The sequence below is a fragment of the Formosa undariae genome (assembly GCF_042427615.1).
Lineage (GTDB): Bacteria > Bacteroidota > Bacteroidia > Flavobacteriales > Flavobacteriaceae > Formosa > Formosa undariae.
Genome location: NZ_JBHMEZ010000003.1, coordinates 693,640 through 718,489 on the forward strand (window position 1 = coordinate 693,640; position 24,850 = coordinate 718,489).

Here is a 24,850-nt window from a genome sequence, read left to right on the forward strand (position 1 = left end):
TTTTGATAACTTATGGATTGAATTGCTATTATTAGTTAACATGCTCAACATAATTATAATACACAGCACCTTCTACATCACCAGTTTCATTATAAAACCAGGTCTGAATAAACGCAGGTCCTTTTGGTAAATTCTGTATTGTAAATTGCACGCCATCTTGGCCTCTGTTAGCATCTTTCTTCTCGTCGACATAAATGGTATCGCCGTTCCAAATCTTTATTCTAGCACTTGCTATATTTAAGGCTTTACCATTTTCATCGCCAGAAGTTAATGTTGATTTATCTTCAATTTCTTTTGGCCAACGGCGTAAATCGAACTTATATGTCCCTGACTTATCTAATTCTACAGCAATAAATCCGCTACCAGGTGCTCCTTTTTTCACATCGTCTTGATGCCAAATTACTGTACCGTGAAAATCGTGTGCATGAAGTGTTGTTTTAGGCTCTGCTTTATTTCCTATAATAATTCTCGTGTATTCACTAGAACGTTCTTCTACAAGTTGAAACCATTTTTCATACTCCTCTTTCAACTCAACTACGACGACCTTATAAGCAGGATTTGTAATGATATTATTTTCTTGTTTCAGATCTGTTAAAACATCATATAATTCCCAATCTATAGTTGCACTTGTTCTAACCAAACGCCACTTATGTTCTATAACATCTCCATTCCAATCATCTTTTTTTACGGATAGTTTTTTATATTTCTCAGGAAATTCTGTCCACATATCGTTTATAACGACAGCTCTATTTTTATATGCTAATGGATCGTTAGTAGGATCTTCATCTAGTAATGGTTTAAAACTACGCCCTCTAATTTTTAATTTTTCAGGCCGGTTTTCTACGTCTTTAAGATCTAAAACATCCATAAACGTAGGGAGCCAATCAATATGCGCTGTTAAAGGTGTTACATCTCGGCCTTTACCTTTACCTCCAAGGTTTCCGGCTTCCCATCTTACAAAACAAGGCACTCGTGTACCGCCATCGTAATTCGATCCTTTTCCGCCTCTTAAGTAACCTCCTGCGCCATTATCTGTAGTAAAAATAAGAATGGTATTATCGGCGATACCTTTATCATCTAAGAATTTCATTAAACGTCCCATATTCTTATCGATATTTTCAATAGTTCCCGTTTTTGCACTCACACCTTCACGAGCATCTGGTGGTAAAACATGAGGTGCATGAGCCGTTCCTAAAGGGATATATGCGAAAAAAGGTTTATTCTTTTCGATGTTATCTTCCATAAAATCCATAGCGCGATTCATAAAGAAATTTGTCGTAAAAGCGCCCTCTATACCATCATCCTCATCTGTCATTTCAACCAAAGTATCGTTAACCCACATATGAGACTCGTTATTAGTATTCCCCCAATAATCAGGTTGTTGTCCAGTTCCTCCTCCTTGTATCCAAGCTACATAATCGAACCCGCGATCTTTTGGGCGAAACGGATAATTATCTCCTAAATGCCACTTAAAAAATAAGCCTGTAGCATAGCCATTTGTTTTAAAAATATCGGCCATAGTAATCTCATCGGCACGCATCATATTTCTTCCATTAATGGTATGCCAAACGCCGACGACATCGCTTGGTCTTCCTGTAAGCAAGGCACCTCGTGTTGGAGAACAACTTGGCGACACATGGAAATCTGTTAAGCGCACAGACTCGTCTCCTAACAAATCTATGTTTGGCGTTCTTGGCGCATTGTCTTTATAATATGAAAATGAACTGTGACTAATATCGTCAGGCATTACAAAAATTACATTCGGACGGTCTTGTTTTTGGGCAATAAGTGAATAGGAATTCGCTAGAATAATATTCAAGAGCATGCATAGTTTTAAAAGTTTCATAGTTTTTAATACGTTTTAGAATTGCAGACCTCTTTAGGTTAAAAAAATATTGGGCTTCAATTTTTGATGTTCATAATTCAGTTTTCACACCTTCATTAAAATATTTTAATATTTAAATTTTAAGATAATAACGTTCTCCTTTTTTTGTTTCGAATGAAAGTAAATCAGCTTTTTCTTTGTTAAAGATTACAGCTTGACCGTCAAAACTTGTAACATTTTTATTAGAAATCCCTTTATATTTCAGCTTACATAGTCCTCCGCTTCTAGAAAGAATTTCTATTGCTGTAGCTTTGCCGTTCTTCCAGACCACAGATATTTCAAAATTACCTCTAGCTACCAAACCTGAATATGCACCGTTATCCCAAGCCTTGGGAAGCGCGGGAAGTACATTAATATACCCTTCGTGACTCTGGAGCAACATTTCTGCAACACCAGCCATGGTTCCAAAATTACCATCAATTTGAAATGGTGGATGCGTAGTCCATAAATTTGGCAAAGTGCGCTCCTTTATAAATTTAGAATATACGGTGTGAGCTTTCTCACCCTCTTTTGTTCGCGCGCGAGCATTCATGCGGTGTGCCATAGCCCAACCCGTAGTATTATTCCCTCTTAAATCTAAAGTAAGTACAGAAGCTTCCATCCATTCTGGAGTAGACTCGTTAATTAGCGTTCCTGGATAGAGTGCACATAAATGTGAGATATGTCGATGATTTTTCTGACCGATTTCGCCATAATATTCCTCTTCTCTGAATTCCTTTATCTGACCAGATTTCCCTATAATTATAGGATCTAATTTTGTAAGTTCATCTTCAACAGTGTTCTTAAAATCATCTTGAATATCTAGAATTTTATACGCTTTTAGTAAATCGTTATGATTTTCCCAAACCAATTCTTGATCGAATGTTGTACCTGCCGTAATATAATTATCGCCATTGTGCTTTTGTTCTGGAGAAGCCGAAGGCTTTACCAATAAAAGACTATCATTTACAGGCACTAAGGTTTTAGATAAAAATTGACTCATACCTAAAATAGCCGGAAATCCCGTTTCTTTAAGAAAGGTGGTATCTCTAGTAAATTCGTAATAATCCCAAAACATTTTAGTGGTAAGCGCGCCTGTTCCAGGGCCAGAATGCCCACCTGGACCAACAATTTTATAAGGTGTAGTTCCCGTTCCTATCGTCCACCCGTTATCTAAACTATCTTTTGCAAGCGCATCTGGATGATGTTCTTTTAAATATGTAGTTGCCAAACGATTTGCTTTCGGGCGATAAGCATCGAAAAATTCAATATAAGGCGTAAAAGTCTCAGCTAAATTTGAATTTAACGCTCCCCAATAATTCATCTGTATATTAATATTGTGCCAAAATCCACCTGTAAAAGGGGTGACTTCATACTGACTCCAAACACCCTGTAAGCCGCAAGGTAAAGTCCCCGCTCTAGATGTTGAGATTAATAAATAACGGCCATAATGAAACATCAATTCTTCTAAATAATGATGTGATGCATCTGCCTGATACTCCGTTAATAAAAGCTTAGTAGGTTTTGTTGGAATTGCTGTATTAAACTGAAGCTTAACACGAGAAAAAAGAGATTGATAATCCTCTAAATGCAATTGTTTTAATTTTTCATATCCTTTTTCTGTAGCAGCTTGCATTAAGTCGCTCACTTTTTCATGAGGATAGCTATTTTTATCTAATTTCTTATTATGAACTTCCTCTAAAAAAAGATCCTCACTTAATTCGTAATTCGTTCCTGCTGTGACTAATAACACCACACTATCGGCGTTAGTTACCGTTATTTCCGACTTATCCCCATTTTGAGTCGCGGTTAATGCTCCACCTGTATTAATGACTTTGATTTGTCCCTCATAATTCACACTAAAATGTTCAATAAAACCTGATATGGTAATCAAATCATTTTCAACTTTCATGACACCGGTTCTTGTATTTTTCTGAGAAGAATCGCGCAGATAAGGTATTTCGGGTTTAAGTGTAAAAGAGATTTTTCTTTTTTTATTGGCACTCAATTTTATGGCCATTACATTATCAGGATAGCTCATAAAATACTCACGAGTATACGTCACACCTTCATGGGAGTAGTTAACATAGGCTAGAGCTTCATTAATATTTATAGACCTGCTATAATTGGTTGGATTCTCATGATTGAAATCTAGATTGATTTCCGCAAAACTTGTTAAACCTCCAATACCATATAACCCTTCATTAGCCAATGTTTTTTCGGTAAGTTGTATGCGCTCAACATCGGTTCTACCAAAAATATTAGCCCCCATATACCCATTACCAATAGGATAAGAATGTAATTCCCAATCTTCATCATACGGATATCCTCTAGCTTTAGTTATGCTAAAATCTCCTCCTCTATTTGGTGCCGGTTCATTGTCCCAGATGGTATAAATCCGTTCTGAAAGTTCTGAATTTGAATTTAAAGACGACTGACTATAACTAAGTTTACAACACAACATAAAACACAAAGTCAGTATAAACAAGGTTATAGAATTACTTTTTTTATTGTTATAAAAGCCATCTATTTTCATAATACGTTAGTTTGTAAAAATTAATATTTTAATGTTGTTTTTAATTTGATTTTTGAACCTCTTCTTTCCAAAACATCAAAAGAATATCATTTTTTAGTTTTCTCTAAAGTGTGTTTTTTATGATAAAATCGACAACCATTTCAGGATCATCAATATCATAATGATGTCCGTTTGATTTTTGAACACCCGACTTACAAGGCGATACCGTTGCAGTACCTCCTAAATGAATGTAGTTATTTATAAGTTTCAACGAATTCTCGTCGGCCGGAACAACACCATCTTTTAAACTTACCGTATGAAGGATAGGAACTCCCGCATGGGCCAAACCTTCTAAATTATCGATGGGATTATTGGTATAAGCCTTAGCGTCTTCATCTGTTTTAAATCCGTATTCAGCTTTTAATGTCTCCCAAGCTTTTTTACTTCCTTCACTTGAACCAAAACCTGCTGGCCAACTTTTAAAATCGCAAACGACAGCGTCCCCGTATATACAGGCTACTTTTTCGGGGTTTTCTTTTGCCCAGTTATAAATGAACAACCCTCCACGACTATGGCCATGTAAGGCCACTTTAGGCTGTAAGGTATAGGTTGAAACAAGGTGGTTATAAAATCGATTCCATACGGCAACTGCCTTCGGACTTCCAAACTGATTATCGGTATTAACATAAGCCACATGAAAGCCTTTTGCTAAAAGCATGCTATCTATTTCGGCATGGTAACCGGGGAAACGTCCACGCCATAACCACGGATTTCCAGGTAATGGTTTTTCCGGACGGGTAAGATGAGCTTCTCTTCCTTCAAACTTAAAATTAATACGTTCGAAGCCTTTCCAATCTGATGTTTCACTTTGTCCGAAACTGGATATTGTGGAAAATATGGTAATTAAAACAATAATAAAACAAGACTTCATTTTCATCTACTTTTGGGTTCTTAATTCGTTTACTTTTTGATTTGCATTATGTGCTATATGACGATCATAATCTTGGGTGTACAACGTTGCAACCATATTATACTGCTCTGGTAATTTGTTATAATCTGCCCAAGCTTTATCGTAAATCGTAATCCATTTTTTAATTTCTTTTACATCACCTTTAGCTTCCGCATCGGACATATAAACAAGTGCTCTATATATTTTATACAATCTTAGGCCATACTCAGCAGATCCAATCGCATGGTTTTTGGCAGCTTCGCTGTCCCAAGTAATTGCCTTTGATAGTGCTACAATTTCTTCCCATTTCGCTACAGATTCATCCTTTTGCTCTAAATTTCGTTTTTGTCCCACAGCATCTTTTGCAACTGCCGGCCAACCTATACCTTGATCTCGAGTCCACCAAACATCACTAATATCATTTTGGACCGTATTTCTACCCCTAATTACAGCTTCCGCAGAAAGCAAACAAAGGCTTCTAAATTTAGCAACGTCATCTCCTTTAAGATTTAAGCGTTCTGTAGCATACCTATTAAAAATAAATGCTTCACTTTGCTCAGTGTTTTGAGCCCATTGTGCCATGACCCAAGAGTTTAAATCGCACCACATTTCGCTTTTAACATAAGGCCCTTCCCAGCCTCCACCGCGAGACCATGTCCAAATACCGGCATATAAATCTGGGGTTGTTTCAACAAATTCTCGTATACTATTTATATCGCCTTCCGGCATATTAGCATGCTCCTCGAAACCTTCGATAACGCCATTTGCAATATAATTTGGATAAGCGCCTTTTCCTTCGTATTCTCTTGCAGATTGCACTTCTACAATTTGAGGATGACGACCTTGACCTATAAGTTTACTAAATGGACGTGCTCTATGAAAATCGCCTTCACATTGTTTAATACTAATTATTAAGTTTTTATGAGGTTCTACGGCATCGCTAACCTCCATATATGGTCCCATATTTCTATCGAAAGCATTCCATGTTCTAAAAATAAGTTGCTTATCACGTTTTACACAAATCTCTTCTTTGAGCATTTTCATTAAAGGAATAATTGTTTTTTCTGGACTTGATTTATCCTCTATAGCGCCTTGGTGATAAGGTGCATCGTGTAAATAAGTTTCTCCGATACGCACCACCAACCCGTCTAAATCTGGAAACTGATCGAACATTTCGTTAATTTGAGCACGTACAAATTTCTCTGTAAGCGGATGATTAGGATCCCCAAATGTATCTTCTATATTATACTTTTTAATTAATCGTTTCGGAAATAGAACCAAATCAGACATAGCGTAAATGGCCATATCTTCAGCTTTGCATTGGGCGTGCATTTTTTTAATTTGTTCTGCTTTTGCATCTACCCATTTACGTTCTTCTGATCCTTTTGGTAGAATATCTTTATCTACAGATTCCCAATTTATCGCCAGTGCAGGTGATTCAAATAGAAAATAAACCTTACCATTATATCCCATTTCTTTAATCACAGCCGGATCATTATATGCCGTATTATAAGGAGCTTCTCCAGGATTATGATGCACCATATCCAGAATTAACGGACTAGGATACTGATGCTGAGCCTTAACTTTAATACTAAAGCAGACAAACATTATTACCACTGTAAATAATTGAAAACGTATTCTCATTTTAAAATTTTATTTTTTAATTATATCAATTTGTTACTCAAAAACACATCTATTTAATGTGTTCCTAACCAAGCCTCTAGTCGCTCTGTCCAAGTTGATAAATAAGGATTATCGCGAGCCAAAGCATAGCCATGCCACCCTATAGGGTAAAGATGCATTTCTGCTTCAACCTTATTATTAACTAGTGCTTCGTAATATTTTAATGAGTTTTGCACAGGCACTCCTGTATCGTCTGTGGAATGCATTATAAATGCTGCTGGAGTTTCTGCAGTTACATGTAATTCGGTTGAAAAGTGTTCGATTAATTTTTCATCCAGATTATCATTTAAAAGTCGTTTTCTTGAGTTTGGGTCTGTAAAATCATCTTTAAACGTTATCACCGGATACACCAAAACCGAAAAATCTGGTCTTGCACTCAACAGGTCAATGTTGTCTGTAGGTTCGGCATATTTTTCGTTATAATGAACAGCAAGTGTTGCTGCCACATGTCCTCCAGCCGAAAAACCCATAATTCCTATTCGTGTCGAATCTACGCCCCATGCTTTAGCATGATGTCTAGTAAGACGCACAGCGCGTTGCGCATCTAAAATGGGTGATTTATAAGACACAATATTAGATTTAGAGCGTGGCAATCTATATTTTAAAACAATAGCAACAATACCCTGAGAATTTAACCATTTGGCAATATCGGTGCCTTCCCAATCCCAATTCATAATGGCATAGCCACCGCCAGGACAAATAATCACGGCTTGTCCATTCCTTAATTTTTCAGATGGCAAAAAAACCTCAATCCCAGGCTTTTTTACATTTCTAATCTTTAATACGCCTTCCAGAGCCCTAATTTCTTCCTCATCGGTTTCCGGATAATTGGGAATATTCTCTCCCCACAAAGGCAATTCCAAATGTTGGGCGATTCCTAAAAGAGGTATTTGAATCAAAAGAAAAATTAAAATTGTCTTCCTCATTATTTATTACTTATAATATGTGTTTCTCCTGCCTTTGTAGGGATATCAAAACACACATTGATATTGATTTTAATCCTTAAGATTCAACTTCAAATTAGATGTGATATTGTATTATTTTCAAGAACTCAAGAAATTTCTGCTCTAGTTTAAATCTAATGTTCGAAGCTCTCCTGCGTTAAATTGTTGTTTCTTGTTATTATAAGAAATGCTAACTGGCACTTCATTATGAATAGACAATTTACCTGCTTTACGTTCTACAACTACATTTCCTTTTTCTTTAGTTGACATGGTAAAATCTTTTGTTTTAAGTTCTGTCCCATTCCCCATAAACAGAATAAAATCTCCATTTTTTTCATGACCAATCAAAGCATACGCGGCATCTGTTGACATGTCTTTATAAACGGCTGTTTGATTATTAGTTGAAGAAAACACTAAATCTTCTCTTCCTGATTTATTAGTGATTTGAAGTCCTACAAAATCTTGACTTCCATTTTCATCTTCAAAACCAGAAATACTTGCAATACTTTTTCCTTCACTAGACGTAAAAGGTTCATAAACTGAAGCAAATGGACGATTCCATGCCTCACCATGTTGTCTTGCTGCTAGTGTTAAATATGGTGCTGCATTAACATCATATGGAAGTCCGCTGATTCCTTTAAATGCTTTATTTGGTGGTGATTTTATACTAAATACTTCACGACCTTCAGTCCCTTTCATCCATAAATTCATAAATACATCTTCTTCTCCATCAGGCATATCAATTTTCCATTCAGCTTGATAATCATTGTTTGTACGCATCGATTTTTTATCCCACATATAATCTAACGCATATAAATGTCCTCCTGCAAATGCCATTTCTTCACTAGGAACAAGTGCTAACGGATTTCCATTTCCATCGCTTACCGTCATACTCTGACCTAAATTATGGTAGAAATAATCATGAAACTTATCACCTTTACGTTGTTTTTTAGAACGGAAAACATCTACATAATATCCTGTAGTTTCACCAGTTTTCACGATACTTACCAATCGACTTTGATCACTTTGAGTTTCTGGTTCCAAGAAGTAAACATCAGAATATGTGATATCTTTATAATATCCTACTTTTTGCTCAGACTTTGGGTATTGTCCAATCAAGTCGAATGCATGGTAACTTAACATTTCAGTATAAGAAGACACACCGTCTACCATTACGGTATTATGTGCTGGGAATTGAGAATAATACTCCAAGTAAATAGGTTGAAGATAGTTTGAACCTTTACCCGGATCGGAACCTTGAACAAAACCTTTTCCGTACAATTCCATATTAATACCATTGGCATGCATATGGTTTCCAAGTGATCCATTTAAAGATGCCATCATACCATCTTTTCCTGTTCCCATACGTTGTACATGCCAACTTACATTAGGCGCATAAAATGTTTGAGTAATATAATCGTCTATATTACCAACCTTATATTTCGGATTTAATTCTAAAGGTTTACTTGCAAAAAATGATGAAATATCTGCTCTAGGTTTTTTACTTTTAATTGAACCCTCCGAAGTTTTAGAAAATAACCGATACATTCCTGTAAACTCTTCTTCTAACTTTTGATCTTTATTTTTTTGAGCAATACGAATCATATCACTCATAGACTCCGTACTTATAGGTCCGTAATACGAATCTCCAAATGCAACAGCTTGCCCGTTTGGAAACAAATATTGTGGTAACATTTTTACAGCCTTTGGCATTACCGGCGTGTATGGCAAAATATTATGGTCGAATGTATTGTCGAAATCTCTTATAAAATTAGTAAGGTCTTTAGTAACACCCTGCGAATACCCTGGACATTCTGCCCATACACCATTATTTTCATCGTAACCATAATCCATAAATTTATTAAGCGACCATTGTCTGGCTGAAGTCACATTTAAAATATAATCGATATAATATTCACGTCCTTTTTTGTCCTCATAATTTTTATTGTCTTGTAAAACCATTGCGGCTTTTAAAATAATTTTGGCTTGATGTAAGTTCCAATTGTTTTGAGGTACTCCATTTTTAATAATTTGATCGATCCATCTTTTGATGGTCTTATCATACATCGCTATTTTTTCTGAAGCATTATCTTCAATATATGGATGTAAAAAATCGTAAAGTTCTGCGATTTCAATCAACGTACTTTCGTGTATCACCTGAAAGTGAGTAAAACCAACAAGCGTCTGAATATGACCATTAAGTAAATCTATTGGTTCGCTTCTGTAAGACATCCCAGTCATGTAAGTATCAAACAAGTCGAACGAAAATTTCGCATAGCGCTTATCATTTTCAAGCCAATACAGAAAAGCTGCATCTTTCCCTAAAGTGATTATTTTTTTGTTGATATTAACAATTATATTCCCTGTCTCCGATTGCTCTGCCCATTCAAAAGGATTTCCCTCTTTTTCTTTATTTGGTAACCATAATCCTCTTGGATCGTCCATATAAGGAAGAATATCTTCTAAACTTGGAGTGCCGTATGCCGTTGCCGAATTTCGAGAACCGCTAAATCGGACTGTCGGAGCTGGAGCTTCTCCATCTGCATGAGAAAAGTCTACCCCATTAATATAAACGTTGCTCGCTTTTGTATTCCAATGCATTTGTAAACGAGATACCATCCATTCGTCATCGGTTACATGACGCTCTACATAAGTATCTACTTTATCGTGTAACCCTTTTAGTACATCTTGTGCCCAATCTTCTTTTTTAATAGTTTTCTGAAGGTCTTTTTTGCCATCTTGAGTTATATAAATACGAGGATATCCTTGTTCTAAATTCTCAGGAAGCGGAATCTGTGCGTGTGCTCCTATTCCAAAGAAAATCAATGCAATTAGTGTTAAGGCCTTTTTCATTTTAATTTAATGTGTTAAATATTATTTTAGTTTGGTTTGTTTTCTGAATGCTTTTATACTCAATTTAATTCCCCGAAATTCTAACTTTAATTAGAAGTTCATCATTTTCATTTCCATATCTATTTTGATCCATTCGAGCTTGTTTTTTTTAAGTGAGTTGGCATTTAAATTATTAATCATTATCCGTTTTTGGGTAAAGTAATTCATGAGATTTATACTCATAACTACAGACATAAATACGAATACTATTACCATTCAAAACATCTTTTAGACCGCTTTTCTTTCAGCGTACAGCAATATCGTTTTTTTATTTTTTTTTGAATATAAACTATAGTTCTTAAGTTATAAATTATGGGGATTTATTCACCCAATGCTCCACACGAAAGAGCTGGCAAGTTATCCAAGTCAATTGCATCGATATTATACAACGACAAAAAGCCTAGAAACAAATCCAAGCTTTATACCCAATTGCACCGATTAAAATCGGCCAATTAAAACATAATATTTAGTAAAATTCGGCTTGCAAAAAGACGCTATTCTCAATCAATAATAAGCGTAATTACTTCGAATGAATCTACCTAATAATGGTCTTTGGCTTATCGGTGAGATGCTTACTTTAATTTGCTGAAATTAGTTTAGAACGTGATTAATTATCTGTTCTAATTTTTTAATATTATCCTCACTATACCCTGTAATAATCTCAATTACTTCTTGATTTTGATTTATAATTACATGTGTCGGATATGAAGAAATTACATAATCGTCTCCATCAATTACAACAATATCGTATAAAAACGGATGTTTAGGGAGGAAACTATTTTTCAGTAGTTCTTTTGTCGTAGTAATAGCAGGTGCAATAAATTTAATGTCTTCACTATTAAATTTTTCAACTAATTTATTAAGCTCAGGAATCTCTTTTACGCAGGGAGCACACCACGTACCCCAGAAATTTAAGACAATCACTTTACCTTTTAATGATTCCGACGAAATTTCAGTTTCATTAATATCATCGAAATTGAATGGTGAAATAATTTCTCCAATTTGATAATTGATACGTTTACCAAACTTAGAATCTATACTCTCGGCTAAAGCAAGATCTAAAGTCGGGATGATTTCTAACAGTTGATTAAACTTCATTTTTTCACTAAAAGGTTGAGTAAACGACCACTTTTTACCATCCTCAGAAACTCCAATAATATAACTCATGCCATTCTTGAAATTAATATGAAATAACGCTTGATATTGGTTTTCCGATTTGGCTAGTTTTAAAAGTCCTACAAGTTTAAAGTTATCGGTATCTTGCTTTAAAATGCGCTCCCACGTTTCGGTAAATTTTTCTTTGTATTTATTCTCATTTCCATAATATACAGGTAATAGATAATCAACATACTTTGGAATTTCCCTCTTGTTGTAAAACGTAATCATCTCGTTAACTTGTTTGGTCGCAGAAGTGTGAATGTCTTCTTGTCCAAATGAAGCTTGCGTAAATAACAGAATTAAAAGGCTAAGTATTCGTTTTTTGATTTTCATATATTTTTATTGCCTTTTTCGGCTAACCTATTTTCAATATTCGGGTTTATTTTTGTGAGTTCCTTCGCAAATTGGAGTTTGTCCTTTGGTGAAATTATTATAAAATCAAATTTACCATAAGTCAATTCTATCCTGTCCATTGAAGGCGCTGGTGATGAAATCAAATTATTAGATTTACTAATAGACTTGATTTTATTTATATCAAACGATCTGTTATACGTAAAACCACATTTAACATTCAAAATCCCGTTACCATGAATCGTGTATGCTGTCGAAAAATTGAGATATAGGAAAAAACTTAATACCAATAAATGGATTCCGCCCACAGACAAAATTGCTTCTATAGGTTCGTTTTTAAAAATCATAAATCCGTTAATGGAAAGCAACAATACCGTTAAAAATCCAATTAACCTATATCCGAATTCTGATTTATATATTGTCATTGCTTTTGTTTAATCACTTGCTCAAATATAATTCAAGTCAAGACCGTTATGTTTTTACAACACGTTAATACGCTCTCTTAAATGAATATCCACAGACGAACTTCCTACCATAATTTCAAAATTCCCAGGCTCTACAGTCCAATTCATATTGATATCTAAAATTTCTAAATCTTCAGGATGTAAAGTAAAATGAACGGTTTTCGTTTCGCCAGGTTTAAGAGTAACACGATCGAAACCACGAAGTTGAGATTCGTAGGTGGTAACACTGCTCACTTCATCTTTTAAATACAATTGAACAACTTCATCTCCAGCGCGTTTCCCTGTGTTCTTCACTTTAAAAGACACGTCTATATCACTTTGTGATTGTTTTGTTTTCTGATTTACAACTAGATCACTGTACTCAAACGTCGTGTAACTTAGTCCGTAACCAAATGGATATAACGGACCTAAAACACGTGTATTTCCGTAGCCATTAGGTCCTGCTCCTGGTTGCCCAGCTTGCGAGCCTGGTTTGTAAGGAAAATTCAATGGGATTTGTCCAACAGATTTTGGAAAAGTCACGGTTAGTTTCCCCCCAGGATTATAATCTCCAAATAACGTCTCGGCTATAACTTCTCCGGCAGCGGTACTTGGAAACCAAGCTTCCAAAATAGCTGGTAAAAACTTATTTTCCCAGTTAATCGTAAGTGGCTGACCATTAATTAACACTAAAACTACAGGTTTTCCTGTAGCATATAACGCTTGAACGAGTTGAAATTGACGTCCCGGAAGTCCTAAACTAGTTCTTGATTTCGTTTCTCCCACACGCTTTTCATCTTCGCCAACTACAGCTATAATAATGTCTGATTTTTTGGCTTGCTCAACAGCTTCAGCAATACTTGCTTCTTCTGATGCTGAAAGTGGTGTAGGAATAATTTCACTTCCTGGCCAATCGGGATCTACAATATCACAGCCCTTTACATACGTCACTTCAGCCTTATTTTTAGCATAATTTTTAATCCCCTGATACACTGAAGTCGATGGATTATCGGCAGGACCATAACGGCTGAATGTAAAACTGACTTCGTCGGCCAAAGGTCCAGTTACCAATATATTTTTTAGATTATTGACATCTAGAGGCAACAGATTATTTTCATTTTTAAGAAGCACTAAAGATTCTCTATTGATTTGTTTTGAAAATTCTTCATCGGCAGCGGTATGTACCAAATCATCTGAAGCTTTAGGATTTTCAACATAAGGTGAATCGAATAATCCCAATCTGAATTTCACCTTTAAAACGTCGGCAACTCTAGAGTCGATTGTTTTCATTGAAACCTTTCCTTCTTTAATAAGCACTCTCAAAGGCTCGATAAAAGATTCTGGCGTTCTAAACGTAGTACGCACATTTAAACCGGCTTCTACAACCTGACGCACCGCTTCGTTATAATCTTCGGCAACATGATGTTTTTCAGACACATATTCTACGGCTTCACTATCGGAAACCACATAACCATTAAACCCATATTGTTCGCGAAGTAATTCGGTTAAAAAATAAGAACTTGCTGTTACAGGGACACCATCATAATCGTTATAACTACTCATAACACCCATTGGTGCTGCTTCTTTAATAACGCGTTTAAATGGATATAAATGTAACTGATGCATTTCTCTTGGCGCCACATGTGGATCTGTACGTGCATCGCCATCTCTAGCCCCTTTTGGAATACTATACACCGCAAAATGTTTTAGCGTTGCAGCGACACCCTGAGATTGTAATCCAAGCGTCATTTGCTTACCCATTTCGGCAATATGAAAAGGTTCTTCTCCGTAACATTCTAAAACCCGCCCCCAACGCTGATCTCTAGCAACATCAAGAATAGGTGCGTAAATATTGGTATATCCTAAAGCCTTCGCTTCTCGCCCAACAATAGTTCCTGCTTTATAAACCAATTCGGTATTCCACGTACTTCCAATGCCGATTGGTGCAGGCAGTGGTGTTGCTTTTTTATGACATAAACCATGAACGCCTTCGTTAGTAAAATCGACAGGAATCCCCAAACGCGTTTCTTCTATAAACCATTTCTGAACTGTATTTATAGCCTCGGCATGCGTACTATATGGGAAAGAATACGGTGTATGTGTTTTCTCTTGATTCCAAATGGTATTTAAATGCTCGTCTATATTCGCAATTCCATCTTTCCAAACGCGATTTTTCCATTCTGCCGTAGGTAATTCATCTTCTAGAACGCGCGCGAAACCGTACAACGTAGCCATCTGACATGTTTTTTCATTGACATTCATCAACGACAGCAGATTAGAAACCCGATCGTCTATATTGGCTTTCGGATCTTCGTAGACATCCTTAACACCATTTTTATTAAAATCGATCCAATCTTTATGATATATTTTTGGCCCCTCTGTTTTAAAAGATGACAACAAAAACACACTTGACAAAAGGACTACTGTGGCTTTAAACTTCATAATTCGTTTTGATAAATTAGCAATGCTGTAATAAAAATCACTTCACTGGATGCTCTATAATTTCTCTGGCATCTTCCGGACTTGTTTTTTGTTTTCCTGTTAGTAGATAAATAATCATTCCGGCATCAGAAGGATCGAAATCTCCTTTTTTAATACAGGTTAATTGTCGGCTATATAACCAGTCTAATTGTTTTTTGCTTTCTGGAGATTGTTGACGGATTGGTGAGGTATTAATCCAATCGAACATCGCTTTTGGCGCTTTCATCCCTTCATAATCCTTACCACCATTTTGATCGACTATTCTATCTATAGTTAATCCTTTAGGCTCAAACTCTGCTTGAATTTCTGCCCAAGTCCATCCCGAATGCTGTTCCCATTCGTAAGGTTTATCGGAGTGTTTATCGTTCCAATTTGAATGTGAAATAATTCTAACATATTTCAATTTTGATGCATTCGCATTATTAATCGCACTTCCTACAACATGCATTGGGCCCGCTGCAATAATGGTTAACGGACTAGATGCGCTCGATTTATCAATCTCTTTCGTAATCGCGGTTATCGCTTGTGTTGAATCTTCAACAGCTTCAATAAAATTTGACTTATTAAAATTGAATATTTTCTGTCCTTCTAAAGCACTTATTAGCATTTGAGCTTTACCATCACTTTTATTGTGATTGCTTCCCCAAATATGATCGCTAAACGTATAAACCGTTAAACTGTCCTGAAGATGCTTTGCTGCTAACAAGGCCAAAGTAAAAGGCGTTGCTGCCCAGTCGTCATGATCGTGTTCATTTCCATCGGAACTCACCACAATACGACCAGTAGTATACGGTACGGTTTGAGCGTAAAATTTTGCAGGAATACTCCATACCATACAAAGAACAAGAATCGTTTTTATAAATTTCATAAGTAGAAAAGTTATTTAGTTAATGCTAAACGCTTTGCATTTTCCAATTTTTCTAATCGGATTAAAGCTTCCATAAAATAATAATCGGCATAAATAATAGGCTCGTCTACTTCTCTACCTTTAGGATGATGCCCGGTAGAATGAAGCAATAATGCATTGTTTTCATCTCCGCTAAAGTAGGCTTTAGAAGACAACGCGGTGACAAATCGTTTCGCTTCATGTCTATATTTCTCCTTCAACTTATCATCTTTAACAAGGTCTGCTAATTCTAATAACCCGCAAGCCGCGATAGCTGCTGCTGAAGCATCTTTTGGAGCATTTGGAATAGTTGGATCATCGAAATCCCAAAACGGCACGCCATCTTTTGGCAATCGATTTAAATAATGTTCTGTAAGTTTAATGGATGTATTTAGGAAGTCTGCTCTACCTGTTTCTCTATAAGCAACGGCAAATCCGTAAATCCCCCAAGTTTGTCCTCTGGCCCACATGGATTCGTCGGCATAACCTTGATGTGTTACACCGCGAATAAATTGTCCTGTTTTATCATCAAAAGACCCTAAATGATACACGGCACTATCTGAACGCACCAAATTATTCATGGTCACTTCGGCATGACTATTTGCAATATCGTATAGTTTTTTATCCCCTCCATTTTTTGCGGCCCAAAAGAGCAACTCTAAATTCATCATATTATCTATAATGGTATTGTGAGGGTATTCTTGTTTACTTGGCCAAGAATGAATGGACCCGACGATTGGATTATATAACGTTGCCAAAGTATCGGCAGCGGCAAGCATAATATCTTTATAGGCTTCATTTCCTGTTAAACGGTATCCGTTTCCAAAACTACAGTATACTTGAAAACCGATATCGTGATCCTCTGCTGATGTAAAAGCAATGGTTTTTATAGGGGCTGTAAATTTTTCGGCAGCAGCTTTAATTTCAGCATCACCTGTATATTCGTAATTGTACCATAACACGCCTGGCCAAAATCCGCTACACCAATCTTTAACACCAACAAATCTCCAATCTTTTTCACCTTTTACAATATGTCTTGGAAAACTGTCGGTCGTTTTTAATACGTGTAGTGCTTGTTTAATTTTAACAACGCTTTGGTCTAATATAATTTCGTTATTAGACTTCGAAACCACTTCTTTTTTTTCGGTACCACAACTAAATAGAAGTACAGAAATTAAGCTACAGCTTAACAGGTGTTTAAATAACGTCATAAGTTCATTTTTAAAATTACATTCGAATTCTTTTCTAATTAAAGATTTGAAATTCTAATACAATTATAAAAAGACTTTAGGATTAAGCCTCTAACCTATGAATCAATTATAATAACTTAATACCCAAATACACGATTTGTCCATATAAAAGGCATAGAATTACTCTTTCTCCTTTTCGCTATTATGATGTTCAATATACTCGCTTGGCGTCATCTCGTAAAGTTCACGAAAGGTTTTACCAAAATATGCTGCGGAGTTAAACCCAGACATATGTGTTACTTCTTTAATGGTATACACATCTTTTATTAGTAATTCTGAAGCATATTTTAAGCGTATAGTACGAATAAAGTTACTAGGATTTTGGCCTGTTATAGATTGTATTTTTCTATAAAATTGAGATCGTCCAATACCTATTTCCTTTAATAAATGCTCTAATTTAAAATCGGTATCGCTAATATTATCTAAAATAACTTTTGTCGTTTTTTCTAAAAAGGCCTCATCGATAGAATTTGTAGTCACCTCGTTAGGTGTAATCACAGCTCCTAATTTTGAGAATTTCTCACGAAGTATGCGCTTAGCTTCTAGTAAATTATCTATTCTAGCTTTGAGTACATTTATATTAAAAGGCTTTCCTAAATAGCCATCTGCTCCTATTTTATAACCTTCTATTCGGTCTTCTTCTAGGGCACGTGCGGTTAATAAAATAACCGGAATATGACAGGTTTCAAACTCAGATTTGATGTGTTTACACAATTCGAATCCGTCCATTTTAGGCATCATAACATCGCTTACCACAATATCTGGAAAATACTTCTGAACTTTTGTTAATCCCTCTTCTCCGTTAACAGCATCTATTATTTTATAAAAACCTCGTAACTCATTCTTTAAATGATCTCGTAATTCCTTATTATCTTCAACCACTAAAATTGTTGGTAAATCCTCTGTATTTAGGTCGCTTTCTTTCATTGATGATTCAGAAATATCATCAGAAATAAGCATATCATACTCGATAGACTTCATCGAATTTATTAAGAATTCATCTTTTACAACAGTAACTTTACCGGTTTCTGCAGTCTTATTTATAGGAATTCTAACAATAAATTTACTTCCTTTGTTAATCTCACTCTCGACAAAGATTTCTCCCCCATGAATTTCTACTAATCCTTTAGTAAAGTTTAATCCGATTCCGGTTCCCGTTTTATTAACATCGACATTATAAAATCTTGAGAATAATTTTTTAAGTTGTTCTGTATCTAAACCAATACCAGTATCTTCGACTATAATTTCGACAAAAGAAGATAGCTTCTTTTTGTTTTTACTGCTCTTGTTAGCGTATTTATTTTTATCTGAAACCTGATTTACAGACACCTTAATTTCACCTCCGTTATTGGTGAATTTAATTGCATTTGAAATTAAATTCGTTAATATTTTTTCAATTTTATCAAAATCGAAGAATGTTAGTAAATGTTCCGAATTAGACGTAAAAGAATAGTCAATATTCTTTTTGGCTACCAAGCCTTTAAACAATGAAAATATATCGTTACTAAACTTTACAATATCTCCTTTTTGCACTTGTAAAGGTGCCATTCCGACTTCCATTTTACGATAATCTAGTAACTGATTAACTAGATACAATAAACGTCTTGCACTTCTCTGAATAGATAATGCCGACGTTTTAACTAATTCCGGATCGTTATACCCTGCAACTAATTTCTCTAACGGATTTAAGATTAAAGTTAAAGGCGTTCTAAATTCGTGAGATACATTTATAAAGAACTCCAATTTCATTTGGTCGAATTCGTGTTCCTTCTCAGAATTAATTCTGTTTTTATAATATTTCTTTAAGTACAAAAATGCAATTACCCCAACAATTAAATACAACAAATAGGCCGTCCATGTTTTCCATGGCGGAGAATTAAGTTTAAAATTCACTGCAGTTACAGGTGCATTTTCCCAATCGTTATTAGAAGATGCTTTTACTTTAAAAGTATAAAAACCCGGCTGTAGGTTTGAAAAATTAACAACCCTATTTGTTCCGGCTTCAATATACTCATCGTTAAGCCCTTCCATTTTATAAGCGTACTTAACCTGCTCCTGATTTTGAAAATGAAGCGCTATAAAATCGAATGATAAATTGGTTTGGTTATAATTTAGTTCAATGTCATTAACTTCAGAAATAGGAGCTGATAACACGAACTTCTTATTAACAGCATCGCCAACATTAATCTCTTTATTATTAATCTTAAACGATGTAATCTTAGGTTTTAATTTCCCTATAGGATTTATAAAAATATCGTTAGGCTTAAAAATATTAAACCCATTAATACCACCAACCATAATACGACCATCTCGAGTTCGTTCTATGGCCTTACTTTGGTATTCCATTCCCTGAATCCCATCGTGCGTATTAAAGTTTTTGAATGTTTTTGTTTTAGAATTAAAGAAAGACAAACCACTTCGAGTTGTAATCCAGAAATCGTGATTTAAATCTTCTATTATCCCTGTCACCAAATTGTTAGGCAAGCCATCTTGCGTAAAATATGATTCTAAAAGCTTAAGGTCTGGATCTAATTTAAAAACCCCTATATCTGTACCTAACCAAATATTATCTGAATCGTCTTTTGTAATATCATTAATCCGGTTACCTATAATTCCGTTAATATTAACTTCTTCAAAATTAATTTGGTCCGGAATACCATTTCCTAATTCATCTAGATCTACATAATTTAAACCTAAGGATGTCCCTACTAATAATCTATTTTTAGAATCTATTAATAATGAAAAGACGAAATTACTTAATAGCCCATTTTGGTTTTCATTTCCGATTTTATAATGATGAAAGCTTTCATTTTTACGATCGAAAAGATCTAAGCCTTCATCTCTTAACCCTAACCAAACGCGACGATTTTCATCTTCAATTCCTGTCCACACCGAGTTTTGTCCGATGGTGTTATCATTAGAATCTTTATGAAGAAAACGTTTAAACAACTTGGTTTCTGGATTAAATTTACTTACACCACCATCTAAAGTACACACCCAAATATCTCCAGTGTAATCTTCAAAAGTGTATAGTATTTTATTAGAACTTAAAGACGTTGGATCATTTGGTTTAAACCCATAAGCTGTAAATGAATTTTCTTCTTCGTTAAAATAATTTAATCCGCCACCATAAGCCCCTAGCCATATTCTTCCTTTTGAATCTTGTAGAACAGATTGAATAATTTTTTCGTTTAAACCATTTTCACGTCTCTCTTGATAATAGTAATGCCCAAAACTAGATTTTTTAAGATCGAGTTTACTGACTCCTTCATTATAAGTAGACAACCAAAACACGCCATTTGAATCTTCTATCACATCTGACACCTGGTTTCCTGGAAGCGAGAATGGATCGGAAGGGTTGTTCTTAATCTGGTTTATTTTTTCATTAATCTTATCATAAATAAAGATACCGGAGCCATCTGTAACAATCCAAATCATTCCAGAAGTGTCTTGATAAATGGTATAAAAAGGCACTCTTTCTTCAGATAAGGATATCTTCTTAAAGGTGTCTGTCTTTTTATTCCATAATACAATATTAGAAATGTCGTTACCAATCCAAAAGTCATTATCAGAATCTATAAATAATCGTTTTGGGATGTGGTTTAATTCATAAGGAGATTCACTTTCAATTAAAATACGTTCGAAAGTATCAGAATCTGGATTATATTTATTTAAATGCTGACCACTAGTTTCAACCCAGACAACACCATCCTTGTCCTTCTCAATAATATTTATATTGTCGTTATCTATACTATTTACATTATTGGAGCTGAAAGTGTAGTGCGTAGGTTTTAAACCTTGTATTTGGTAGGTATTTTCATTTAAAGGAAGTTTCACTAAACCCTGACTCGTACCAACCCATAATGTATTATTACTATCGTCGTACAAAAGTGTATTTATTATCTTTTTAGGGTTGTACGATTTTATAGGCTGATCGTATAGAGTTACGTGCTTAAACTTTTTTGTGTATTTATTAAAAACATTTAAGCCATTATTGGTACCAATCCAAAGATGCCCATTTTTATCTTCCTGAATAACATTAATTCTGTTATTACTAATAGAAGTCGAATCGTTTAATATGGGTCTAAAAATCTCAAACTCATATCCATTATATTTATTTAAACCATCGATGGTTCCGAACCACAAAAATCCTTCACTGTCTTGAAACACCTCTAAACAGGTACTACTAGACAGTCCTTCTTCTGTATTTAAATTCTCGAATTTAAGGTTATTAAACTGACCGAAACTGAAATTACAGCAAAAAATTATAATTATAAGGTAGAAATTCTTGTTCATTCAATCCTTTTTTATCAATTCTGCAATAATACTAAATTTACGCAAAAGATAATTTGAGATGGAAGTATTTCTTTTATAAACTTAATAACAAATTAATAAAAAAGCACTTTTTTTAAAATCAACAAACACTAGAAACCAAAGCGTTAATTCTAATAAAAAGAGCACTAAAACATTAGAAAAACCCATGAGTAGACATACTGTACTCCCTTTACTAAAAACAAAGTGTACTCTGTTTTTTTATTAGCATCTACGTTTAATTAACCTGCTAGTTTCCTTTGCCTAAATATTTAAAACAAAAAAAATCTCAGATTAACATTAATCTGAGATTTTAATATTTATACTTTTATCAAATATTATTTGAATAAAAAGTATTACTTTTTATTAATTACCTGCTCCCATTTCCATGCCGAAGATAAGGCATCTTTTAAATTTAATTTAGCACTCCATCCTAAAATATCATTTGCTTTAGTGGTGTCGGCATAAGCTGCAACCACATCACCTTGTCTACGCTCAACAATTTTATAATTCAGTTTCTGATTTGAAACCTCTTCGAAAGCATTAATCACTTCTAAAACAGAAGATCCTTTTCCTGTTCCGATATTAAAAACTTCGTAATTCGTACTATTGTCGTCATTTATAAGTCGTTTTAAAGCGGCAACGTGTGCTTTGGCAAGATCTACAACATGAATGTAATCACGAACGCATGTACCATCTTCGGTTGGGTAATCATTACCAAAAACAGATAATTCTTGGCGTATACCGACACCTGTCTGTGTAATAAAAGGCACTAAATTTTGAGGTGTTCCTATTGGTAATTCTCCAATTTTCGCCGACTCGTGTGCTCCTATTGGGTTAAAATAACGAAGTGCTATTGCTTTTAAGTTATCAGAAACTTTACACGTATCACTAATTATTTCTTCACCTATTTGTTTTGTGTTTCCGTATGGAGATTCTGCGTTTTTTATTGCTGCCAATTCGGTTATAGGAAGCTTATCTGCCTGACCATAAACAGTACAAGAAGAACTAAAGATGAAATTTGCTCTATCCTTTTTATAAAGGGCTTGTAAGATATAAATTAAAGAATTTAGGTTGTTTTCATAATACAACAACGGACGATTAACACTTTCTCCAACCGCCTTAGATGCTGCAAAATGAATAACACCAACAACATCATGATGACGCTTAAAAAAATCGACAACATTGGTTTTTTCACGTAAATCTAATTTTTCAAAAATTGGCATCTGTCCAGTAATTGCATAAATACCGTCTAAAACCGCTACAGATGAATTTGAAAGATCATCAATAATAACGACTTCAAATCCTTCATTTTGAAGTTCAACTACAACATGCGAACCAATAAACCCTAGTCCGCCTGTTACAATAATTTTATGTTTCATATCTCGTTAATTATATAATATCATTAAACATTATTTACCAAAACAAACAGTATAATGCCGCTGTGATAATACAGATGATAAAAGACCCAATGTTGAATAGAGGTGATGTTTTAAATAATTCTTTTGATAATGTAATTCCCTTTTCATCGTCTGCTCCTTTATTTTGAATATAACTCATTACAATAATAACAAGCATAGTAAGTACTGCTGTTAATCCCATTTGATGCATCCAAGGTTCTAAGCCTGGAATAGGAATAAATTTAAGCGCTAATGCTATTGGAATTGATAGAAGTGCACCCCAAATAGCTGCATTGTTGGTTGTTTTTTTCCAAAACAATCCTAACATAAATACAGCTAAAATTCCTGGACTTACAATACCAGTCCATTCTTGAATAAATTGAAAAGCCTGATCTATTCCCCCTAAAAGCGGTGCCATTATAACGGCAATTATTAAAGCTACTGCAGCAGAAATACGTCCCACATTTACGGTAGTCTTACTACTCGCATTCTTATTGATATATTGTTTATAAATATCCATTGTGAAAATAGTCGATGTAGAGTTTAACATCGATGCTAAAGACGACACGATTGCAGCTGCTAATGCTGCAAAAGCAACACCTTTAAGTCCCGTTGGTAAAAATTGTAATAACCACGGGTAAGCTTTATCTGCCTGACCTTGTGAAGGTAAACTTAGTCGACCTGCTTCACCTAATCCAGCCATAATTTCAGGATCATTTACCATAACGTAAGCTGCAATTCCAGGAATTACAACAATAAGTGGAATTACAATTTTTAGTGCCGCTGCCAATAGAATACCTTTTTGAGATTCTCTTAATGATTTTGCGGCTAAGGTTCTTTGAATAATGTACTGGTTAAATCCCCAATAATAAATATTGGCAACCCATAAACCACCTACTAAAACCCAAACTCCAGGTAAATTAAGATAATTTGCATTTGTAGATCCATCTGAATTGAATTCATCCAAAATCATATGAAATTTATCAGGTGCAGCTTCTACTACTTTCGTAAAACCGGCAAACATACCTTCACCACCTGAAACAGTATTTAAAGCCAAATATGTTGTAGCTAAACCTCCCAAAACTAAAAAGACAACTTGTATAACATCAGTCCAAGCTACAGCAGATAATCCACCATATATGGAGTAAGCAGCAGCAAACAATGCTAAGCAAATTATAGCTGTCATCATGTCTACTCCCATTATTGTTTCTATAGCCAAACCTCCTAAGTATAACACGGATGCTAGGTTAACAAACACATAAAGTGCAATCCAGAAAACAGCAAGAATCGTTTTTAAATTAGTAGAAAATCGTTTCTCTACAAACTCCGGAATTGTATACAGTCCTTTTTCTATAAAAATGGGTAAAAAATACTTCCCAACTATAATTAATGTTATGGCCGCCATCCATTCGTAAGAAGCAATAGCAAGACCTAATGCAAATCCAGACCCGGACATCCCTATAAATTGTTCTGCCGATATATTTGCAGCAATTAAAGAGGTACCAATTGCCCACCACGGCAACGATTTACTTGCCAAGAAATAATCTTCGGCGTTTTTTTCATGACCTGGTTTATCTCTAGACACCCATAATCCGACTCCTAAAATAAGTATAGCATACGCTATAAAAACGAAGTAATCCCAAAATTCAAATCCACTTGTCATAGTCTAGTTTGTTAATTTGTTAGTTTTCAATTCAAAAAGTTTAGTTTGTTAATATAATAT

General features: G+C 34.8%; 14 protein-coding genes. All 14 read right to left on the reverse strand.

The window, feature by feature from the left end; all coding sequences use genetic code 11:
- Nucleotides 1-31: 31 nt before the first annotated feature.
- Entirely contained in the window at nt 32-1,846 is a 1,815-nt protein-coding gene (locus ACFFVB_RS06360) for a sulfatase-like hydrolase/transferase (RefSeq protein WP_382381880.1), read from the reverse strand.
- A gap of 112 nt (nt 1,847-1,958) precedes the next feature.
- Entirely contained in the window at nt 1,959-4,400 is a 2,442-nt protein-coding gene (locus ACFFVB_RS06365; RefSeq protein WP_382381881.1) for a glycosyl hydrolase family 95 catalytic domain-containing protein, read from the reverse strand.
- Nucleotides 4,401-4,503: 103 nt separating this feature from the next.
- Nucleotides 4,504-5,310, reverse strand: coding sequence for an alpha/beta hydrolase family protein (locus ACFFVB_RS06370; protein ID WP_382381882.1), 807 nt, complete (start codon nt 5,308-5,310; stop codon nt 4,504-4,506).
- Nucleotides 5,311-5,316: 6 nt separating this feature from the next.
- Nucleotides 5,317-6,972, reverse strand: a complete 1,656-nt coding sequence (locus ACFFVB_RS06375; protein WP_382381883.1) for a hypothetical protein — start codon at nt 6,970-6,972, stop codon at nt 5,317-5,319.
- A 53-nt stretch (nt 6,973-7,025) separates the two neighbouring features.
- Nucleotides 7,026-7,937, reverse strand: a complete 912-nt coding sequence (locus tag ACFFVB_RS06380; RefSeq protein WP_382381884.1) for an alpha/beta hydrolase — start codon at nt 7,935-7,937, stop codon at nt 7,026-7,028.
- A 141-nt stretch (nt 7,938-8,078) separates the two neighbouring features.
- Nucleotides 8,079-10,808: an endo-acting ulvan lysase-like protein gene (locus ACFFVB_RS06385; RefSeq protein ID WP_382381885.1), complete on the reverse strand. Its 2,730-nt coding sequence runs from the start codon at nt 10,806-10,808 to the stop codon at nt 8,079-8,081.
- 630 nt (nt 10,809-11,438) lie between these two features.
- Complete coding sequence (locus ACFFVB_RS06390) at nt 11,439-12,338, reverse strand: TlpA family protein disulfide reductase (protein WP_382381886.1); 900 nt, start codon at nt 12,336-12,338, stop codon at nt 11,439-11,441.
- Nucleotides 12,335-12,781, reverse strand: a complete 447-nt coding sequence (locus ACFFVB_RS06395; protein WP_382381887.1) for a PH domain-containing protein — start codon at nt 12,779-12,781, stop codon at nt 12,335-12,337. The genes ACFFVB_RS06390 and ACFFVB_RS06395 overlap by 4 nt, the downstream gene beginning before the upstream one ends.
- A gap of 54 nt (nt 12,782-12,835) precedes the next feature.
- Nucleotides 12,836-15,241, reverse strand: a complete 2,406-nt coding sequence (locus tag ACFFVB_RS06400; RefSeq protein ID WP_382381888.1) for a glycoside hydrolase family 3 N-terminal domain-containing protein — start codon at nt 15,239-15,241, stop codon at nt 12,836-12,838.
- 37 nt (nt 15,242-15,278) lie between these two features.
- The gene (locus ACFFVB_RS06405; RefSeq protein ID WP_382381889.1) at nt 15,279-16,148 is read right to left on the reverse strand and encodes a hypothetical protein; all 870 of its coding nucleotides are present in this window, start codon (nt 16,146-16,148) and stop codon (nt 15,279-15,281) included.
- An 11-nt stretch (nt 16,149-16,159) separates the two neighbouring features.
- Complete coding sequence (locus tag ACFFVB_RS06410; RefSeq protein ID WP_382381890.1) at nt 16,160-17,377, reverse strand: glycoside hydrolase family 88 protein; 1,218 nt, start codon at nt 17,375-17,377, stop codon at nt 16,160-16,162.
- 159 nt (nt 17,378-17,536) lie between these two features.
- Nucleotides 17,537-21,712, reverse strand: coding sequence for a hybrid sensor histidine kinase/response regulator (locus tag ACFFVB_RS06415; RefSeq protein ID WP_382381891.1), 4,176 nt, complete (start codon nt 21,710-21,712; stop codon nt 17,537-17,539).
- 371 nt (nt 21,713-22,083) lie between these two features.
- Entirely contained in the window at nt 22,084-23,109 is a 1,026-nt protein-coding gene (gene galE, locus ACFFVB_RS06420) for a UDP-glucose 4-epimerase GalE (RefSeq protein ID WP_382381892.1), read from the reverse strand.
- A 34-nt stretch (nt 23,110-23,143) separates the two neighbouring features.
- Nucleotides 23,144-24,790: a sodium/sugar symporter gene (locus tag ACFFVB_RS06425; RefSeq protein ID WP_382381893.1), complete on the reverse strand. Its 1,647-nt coding sequence runs from the start codon at nt 24,788-24,790 to the stop codon at nt 23,144-23,146.
- Between the last annotated feature and the right edge of the window lie 60 nt (nt 24,791-24,850).